Raw genomic sequence first — 6,351 nt, forward strand, 5'->3', positions numbered from 1 at the left:
AGCGGTGCCTGACCACGACGGCGGGCCGACGGACTTGGAGGAAACATGGGTCGCTACGACGGACGCGTCGTCCTGATCACGGGTGCTGCGCGCGGCATCGGCTTCGGCATGGCACAGCGGTTCTCGGAGGAGGGTGCCGCGATCGCGATCGTCGACCTCAACGAGGAGGACGCCGCTGCCGCGGCGGCAAAGCTCCCGAAGGCCATCGGGATTGGTTGCGACGTGGCCGACCGCGCGGGTGTCGAGGCGGCGGTCGAGCGCACGGTCGCCGAGCTCGGTGGCCTGCACGTGCTGGTCAACAACGCCGGCATCACGCGCGACAACCTGCTCTTCAAGATGACCGACGTCGACTGGGACCTCGTCATGAACGTGCACCTCAAGGGCGCGTTCCTGATGGCCCAGGCCGCGCAGAAGGTCTTCACCGCCCAGCGTTACGGCAAGATCCTCAACCTCTCGAGCATCTCCGCCTACGGCAACCGCGGCCAGGCCAACTACTCGGCTGCGAAGGCGGGTGTGCAGGGCTTCACGAAGACGCTCGGCAAGGAGCTCGGCAAGTTCGGCATCAACGTCAACGCGATCGCTCCGGGCTTCATCGTCACGGAGATGACCGAGGCCACGGCCCGGCGCCTGGGCATGGAGCCGGAGGAGTTCTTCAAGATGAACGCCGACTTCAACCCGGTCGGCCGCGTCGGCCTGCCGGAGGACATCGCGGCGGCCGCAGCGTTCCTCTGCAGCGACGAAGCGTCGTACATCACGGGCCAGACGCTCAACGTCTGTGGTGGCGCCGCGATCCACTGAGCGGCGCTGAATCAGGCCCTGACCTGCGCAAACGCAACCCCGTCCGAGCTCTTCGGGCGGGGTTGCGTGCGTCACGCGACGGGGATCACATACCAAAGTAGGGGTCCCGACTGGCGAGTAGCACGATCGCTACGTACCGTCGTGGCCCACAACCGAACATCAACGCACCGGCCTTCGCCGAGTCCTGCCCGGCCGGATGCGTCCCCGTGATCTAGCGATCTGGGCAGGAGTGGGGGACCCACAGGTTCCACGCGGTCTCCGGACCGCTCGGGGTGAAGCCACAGCAGTGGCGGAGCACTTTCCAGCTCCAACCCGACAGCTCACCTCACAGGCGTGGGAAAGGAACTCCACCATGCCTGCGATCTCTCGCATGCGCAGCGTCCTCGCGCTGCCCTTCGTCCTGCTCGTCCTCCTGGCAGGGCTCGTCGCCACTGACGTCTCCACCGCTCCCGAGGCCTCCGCGACGCTGACGCGCGTCGAGAAGATCCGCCTCGGCGTCAAGATCGCCCGCAACCAGATCGGCGACCCGTACGCCTACGGCGCTGCGGGCCCGGGCCGGTTCGACTGCTCCGGCCTGATCTACTACTCGATGCGCAAGGCCGGCATCGCGGTGCCGCGCAGCTCGGGCGCCCAGGCCGACTACGCCCGGCCCATCGCCAAGTCGAACATGCGCATCGGCGACCTCATGTACTTCGGCGGCCACATCGCCATCTTCGTGGGCTGGAAGGACGGCCACCGGCTGATGCTCGACTCCCCGAAGTCGGGCGACCACGTGCGCATCCGGCGTCCGTGGACCACCTCCTGGTCGGCGTACACGCTCCGCTGAGGGCGCTCCGCCGCCCTGCTTGATCTCGGGGTTTGAGGGCGCGCCTCCGCCACTGTGCGGAGGCGCGCCCTCAGACTTCGAGGAGCAGGACCTCACTGCAGAAGGAGAACCCCGTGCGCCGCATGCGCCTTTCCGTTGCCGCCACCCTCGCCGCGAGTCTCGTCCTCGTCGGATGCGGGGGAGACAAGGGCAGCGATGACACCCCCTCCACGTCGGACGAGCCCTCGTCCACCGCTGCGGCGCCCGCGCCGCCCGAGACTTGGCCGCTCACCGGCCAGAAGGTCCCGGACGGCCGCTCGGCGAAGTCGCCGGCGTACATCGTCAAGATCGACAACACGGCCAAGAGCTCGCCGCAGGTCGGCTTGGGCAAGGCCGACCTCGTGGTCGAAGAGCTGGTCGAGGGTGGCTCCACGCGCCTGGCGACCTTCTTCCAGTCCCGCCTGCCCCGCCAGGTCGGTCCCGTCCGGTCGATGCGGCTCACCGACATCGGCATCGCCAAGCCCCTCGGCGCCGAGATCGTCACCTCGGGTGCCGCGGGGCCGACCCTCGACGGCCTGGCCCGCGCGGGCGTGAAGTTCGCCGACATGAGCAACCCTGCCGTGCGCCGGGTCTCGGACGGTGTCCACAGCTCGCTCTACTCGGTGATGGCCGACCTGACCCAGCTCGCGAAGCAGGGCAAGCAGCGCAGCCGTCCGGTGGACTACCTGCCGTTCGGCAAGGCCGCGGACTTCCCGGCCGGCCAGCCGGCGAAGGCAGTGGACGCCCGGATGTCGGCGGGGCGCACCTCGCGCTGGCAGCTGATGGGCAACAAGTACATCCTGCAGAACGGCTACATGCCCGACGGGGATGTCTTCAAGGCGGACACCCTGGTCGTCTGCATGGTCCGCACCTCGGTGGCCAACTACGTCGACCCCGCCGGTAACCCGGTGCCGATCTCGCACTTCGAGGGACGCGGCCAGGCGGTCATCTTCCACAAGGGCAAGGCAGTCCGCGCCACGTGGAAGAAGCCGAAGGTCGGCGACACCGTCACGTTCATGACCAAGGCGGGCGAGATCAAGGTCCCCGCCGGCCGCACCTGGCTCCACCTGGTGCCGAACAACGGCGGTGGCGTCAGCTTCCGCTGACCGACTCCGTCGCCGGTCGCGCCGCTCCCGTGAGTGTGCGCATGCCGTCGAAGAGCATCGCGAACGCCGCCTCGACCCGCTGGGTCGCGGCGGCGGGGTCGGTGCTCTCGACGATGGCGTCGCCTGCCGCGGCCAGTGCACCGAAGAAGATCCGGGAGAACGTCTCCTGCATCTGGGGATCCAGGCCCTCGGCGTCGGCACCGCCGAGCACGTTGGCGACGACCTCGCGGATCACGCCGAACGTCGACCGGTCCTCGCGGTCGGTGGCACGCGGGCCGAGGACCGTCGGGGCCTCGTGGACGACGAGCCGACTGTAAGCAGGCTCGCGCAGCACCTCCAGGAAGGCCATCAGGCCGGCCCGGGCCTGGTCCCACGGGTCCTTGACGCCCTTCATCGCCTTACTGATCTGGCGCGCAGCCTGGTCCTCGAGATCGGTGAGCACCGCCTCGAAGATGCCCTGCTTGCCGGCGAAGTGGTGATAGAGCGCGCCCTTGGTCACCTTGGCCTCGCTGACGATCGCATCGAGCGAGGTGGCGGCGTACCCCCGGACCGCGAACAGCTGGCCGGCCGCCTTGATCAGCGCCTTGCGGGTCGCCGCAGAGTACTGCTGGCGTCGGCTGAGGCCGGGGACGGTGGGGACGGACGGCACGCGGGGCATGGCCAGCTTGGGCCGTCGGTCGCTGGCGGCACCGTCGGTCTTGCTCATGCGGGGGAGTCTAGGGCGCATCGGGTGATGGCGGTCACGGTGACGTGTCACGTATCACCGTCCGCACAGTTGGCGTACCGCCGGTATGCCACGTACGGTCGTTACGTACCGTCGGTATGCGATGACCGAGTTGCGCCGCGGTGCGCAGGATCAGTGAAAGGAGCTCACCCATGAACTGGGAAGCTTTTCATCGCCGTGGGGACGTCCTCCAGGCCGTGATCAAGGAAGCGAACATCCGTCGCGACGGCGAGCTTCCGATGTACGTGCCCGGCGTCGAGCAGGTCTTCGGCGACGAGCTCGACCTCCTGGGCGCGCTGTCGCTCAAGTGGCACACCCGGCTGTCCGGCCACATCGAGACCAAGGCGAAGGACCAGCCGCTCGACCTCGAGCAGGCCACCATCGAGGCCTGGCGCGCAGCCGCCGACGAGATCCCGGGCATCCGCCTGGTGCTCGACGCGGCTCTTGCCGAGGGTGACGACGAGGTCGTCGCGATCCTCGAGCGGAGCAGGGAGAAGGAGCGCGAGCTCCTCGCGCTCAACTCCGGCAAGATCTCGGCCTACCAGCTGGCCGAGCACGGTGCCCATGTCGGTGCCGGCGTCGAGGCGAAGGCCCGCGAGGCCTTCGAGATCGGTGCGAACTGGACCCCCGAGCCCGTGCCGACGCTCCTCGAGCGGCTGAAGGCGGGCACGCGCTCGCGCACGTCCGCCATCGCCTGACCCTCTCCGGTCAGCACAGAACTGACGTCCCCCGGGTGCTGGCGCACCCTCCCCGTGACCCTCGTGGTTGCGCTCCCTCCCTCCCCGCGCCGGCCCCCGGGGATCGTCATTTCCGGCCAGGTGCGGGGTTCGGGCTGGTCGGACCCTCCCCGTCTGTCGCATAGGATCGACCTTGTGAGCACGCCCATCGGATTCACCCAGCTCGACGTCGTCGAGGACCGCGAGACGCTGTCCGTCGAGGACGGGGACCACGAGCGGTTCAGTCACTTCGTCCCCAAGGAGAAGCTGACCGAGGCGATGGTCATGGGCACCCCCGTGGTCGCCCTGTGCGGCAAGGTGTGGGTCCCCAACCGGGCGCCGGAGAAGTTCCCGGTCTGCCCGGAGTGCAAGGAGATCTGGGAGTCGCTCAACTCCGGTGACGGTTCCGGCGGCAACGGGGACGAGTCTTGAGCGGTCAGCCCGAGGCTGACCTGTTCGACGCGGTTCCCCAGGCTCCCGGCCAGCTCACGCCGGCCTGGCCGGACCGTGCCGCGTGGGGCACGGCGACGTCGCTGCGCGCCTGGCAGGCCGCAGCGATGCGGAAGTACCTCGACGAGCAGCCGCGCGACTTCCTCGCGGTCGCGACGCCGGGCGCCGGCAAGACGACGTTCGCTCTCACCGTCGCGGCCGAGCTCCTCGGCCGCCGGGTCATCGACCGGATCACGATCGTGGCGCCGACGGAGCACCTGAAGGTGCAGTGGGCGGAGGCCGCCGCCCGTGCAGGGATCCCGATCGACCCGGCGTACTCCGCGGGACAGGGCAAGACCTCCAGTGACTTCCTCGGCATCGCGGTGACGTACGCCGGCGTGGCGGTCAACCCGCTCGCGATGCGGATCCGCACCGAGCGCTTCAAGACCCTGGTGATCCTCGACGAGGTCCACCACGCGGGCGACGCGCTGTCCTGGGGCGAGGGCGTCCGCGAGGCGTTCGACCCGGCGACGCGTCGGCTCGCGCTCACGGGCACGCCGTTCCGCTCCGACGTGAACCCGATCCCGTTCGTCAGCTACGAGCCCAACGAGGACGGCATCCCGCAGTCGAAGGCCGACTTCACCTACGGCTACGCGCACGCGCTCGCCGACCACGTCGTCCGCCCTGTCCTCTTCATGGCCTACTCGGGCGAGATGCAGTGGCGCACGCGCGCCGGCGACGAGATCACCGCGCGCCTCGGCGAGCCGCTCACCAAGGACATGCACCAGCAGGCGCTGCGCACCGCGCTGGACCCCGCGGGATCGTGGATGCCGGCCGTGCTCGAGGCCGCTGACAAGCGCCTGACGGAGGTACGCCGCCACGTCCCGGACGCGGGCGGCCTCGTCATCGCCTCGGACCAGACCACGGCCCGCGCCTACGCCAAGCTGCTGCGGGCGATCAGCGGCGAGGCGGCGGTCGTCGTACTCTCCGACGAGAAGGCTTCGTCGAAGAAGATCACGGCCTTCTCCGAGGGCGATCAGCGGTGGATGGTCGCGGTCCGCATGGTCTCCGAGGGCGTCGACGTTCCGCGCCTGGCAGTGGGCGTCTGGGCGACCAACACCTCGACGCCACTCTTCTTCGCGCAGGCCGTCGGACGCTTCGTGCGTGCCCGCAAGCTCGGCGAGACCGCGTCCGTCTTCCTGCCGTCGGTGCCCAACCTGCTCGGGCTCGCCTCGGAGATGGAGGTCCAGCGCGACCACGTCCTCGGCCGCAAGGTCAACGACGACGGCGACATCTTCGCCGCCGAGCAGGGCCTGATCGACCAGGCCAATGCGGGCGAAGGGGCGAGTGACGACCTGCTCGGCAACTTCGAGGCGCTCGGCTCCGAGGCGACCTTCGACCGCGTGCTGTACGACGGCGGCGAGTTCGGTCACTCGGGTGAGGTCCACGTGGGCTCCGACGAGGAGATGGACTTTCTCGGCATCCCGGGCCTCCTCGAGCCGGACCAGGTGCGCGACCTGCTGCACCAGCGCCAGTCGGACCGCGCCCAGAAGCAGAAGCAGCAACAGAAGCAGGAGCGCGCTCTGGGGGTGACGGACGAGGACCGGGCGGTCGCGCACGAGCGCCTCGGCGTACTCCGTCGTGAGCTCAACGGCCTCGTCGCTGCGTGGTACCACCGCACCGGGCAGCCGCACGGCGTCACGCACAACGCCCTGCGCAAGGAGTGCGGCGGGG

7 protein-coding genes and 1 riboswitch are annotated in these 6,351 nt (G+C 69.6%); of the genes, 6 read left to right on the plus strand and 1 reads right to left on the minus strand.

All coding sequences use genetic code 11. The features are described 5' to 3' along the window. Positions 1–45 precede the first annotated feature (45 nt). The 3 genes from VLF38_RS13515 to VLF38_RS13525 all read left to right on the plus strand — a co-directional run bounded on the left by VLF38_RS13515 (position 46) and on the right by VLF38_RS13525 (position 2,748). On the plus strand, positions 46–798 hold the full coding sequence (locus tag VLF38_RS13515) for a glucose 1-dehydrogenase (protein WP_325271764.1): 753 nt from the start codon (positions 46–48) through the stop codon (positions 796–798). Positions 799–978: 180 nt separating this feature from the next. After that, positions 979–1,145: riboswitch (cyclic di-AMP (ydaO/yuaA leader) on the plus strand. A 5-nt stretch (positions 1,146–1,150) separates the two neighbouring features. Continuing rightward, entirely contained in the window at positions 1,151–1,624 is a 474-nt protein-coding gene (locus VLF38_RS13520) for a C40 family peptidase (RefSeq protein ID WP_325271765.1), read from the plus strand. Positions 1,625–1,746: 122 nt separating this feature from the next. After that, positions 1,747–2,748 carry a DUF3048 domain-containing protein gene (locus VLF38_RS13525; protein ID WP_325271769.1) on the plus strand — a complete coding sequence of 334 codons (1,002 nt, stop codon included), beginning with the start codon at positions 1,747–1,749 and terminating at the stop codon, positions 2,746–2,748. Here the strand turns inward: VLF38_RS13525 and VLF38_RS13530 are convergent. Next, positions 2,735–3,454: a TetR/AcrR family transcriptional regulator gene (locus VLF38_RS13530; protein WP_325271766.1), complete on the minus strand. Its 720-nt coding sequence runs from the start codon at positions 3,452–3,454 to the stop codon at positions 2,735–2,737. The genes VLF38_RS13525 and VLF38_RS13530 overlap by 14 nt on opposite strands. Before the next feature lie 170 nt (positions 3,455–3,624). Here VLF38_RS13530 and VLF38_RS13535 point away from each other — a divergent pair, with 170 nt between their 5' ends. From VLF38_RS13535 to VLF38_RS13545, 3 genes are all read left to right on the plus strand, one after another. Further along, the gene (locus VLF38_RS13535) at positions 3,625–4,170 is read left to right on the plus strand and encodes a hypothetical protein (protein ID WP_325271767.1); all 546 of its coding nucleotides are present in this window, start codon (positions 3,625–3,627) and stop codon (positions 4,168–4,170) included. 186 nt (positions 4,171–4,356) lie between these two features. After that, positions 4,357–4,620, plus strand: coding sequence for a DUF3039 domain-containing protein (locus VLF38_RS13540; RefSeq protein WP_414689400.1), 264 nt, complete (start codon positions 4,357–4,359; stop codon positions 4,618–4,620). A 125-nt stretch (positions 4,621–4,745) separates the two neighbouring features. After that, on the plus strand, positions 4,746–6,351 hold a 1,606-nt coding region (locus tag VLF38_RS13545; RefSeq protein WP_325271770.1), incomplete at its 3' end, for a DEAD/DEAH box helicase.

The sequence above is a fragment of the Nocardioides sp. genome (genome assembly GCF_035481145.1).
In the GTDB taxonomy this organism is placed as follows: domain Bacteria; phylum Actinomycetota; class Actinomycetes; order Propionibacteriales; family Nocardioidaceae; genus Nocardioides.

What these genes read in the sequence shown, in the direction of transcription:
- VLF38_RS13515 (WP_325271764.1), top strand. Translation starts at nt 46, where the DNA reads ATGGGTCGCTACGACGGACGCGTCGTCCTGATCACGGGTGCTGCGCGC.
- VLF38_RS13520 (WP_325271765.1), top strand. Translation starts at nt 1,151, where the DNA reads ATGCCTGCGATCTCTCGCATGCGCAGCGTCCTCGCGCTGCCCTTCGTC.
- VLF38_RS13525 (WP_325271769.1), top strand. Translation starts at nt 1,747, where the DNA reads ATGCGCCTTTCCGTTGCCGCCACCCTCGCCGCGAGTCTCGTCCTCGTC.
- VLF38_RS13530 (WP_325271766.1), bottom strand. Translation starts at nt 3,454, where the DNA reads ATGAGCAAGACCGACGGTGCCGCCAGCGACCGACGGCCCAAGCTGGCC.
- VLF38_RS13535 (WP_325271767.1), top strand. Translation starts at nt 3,625, where the DNA reads ATGAACTGGGAAGCTTTTCATCGCCGTGGGGACGTCCTCCAGGCCGTG.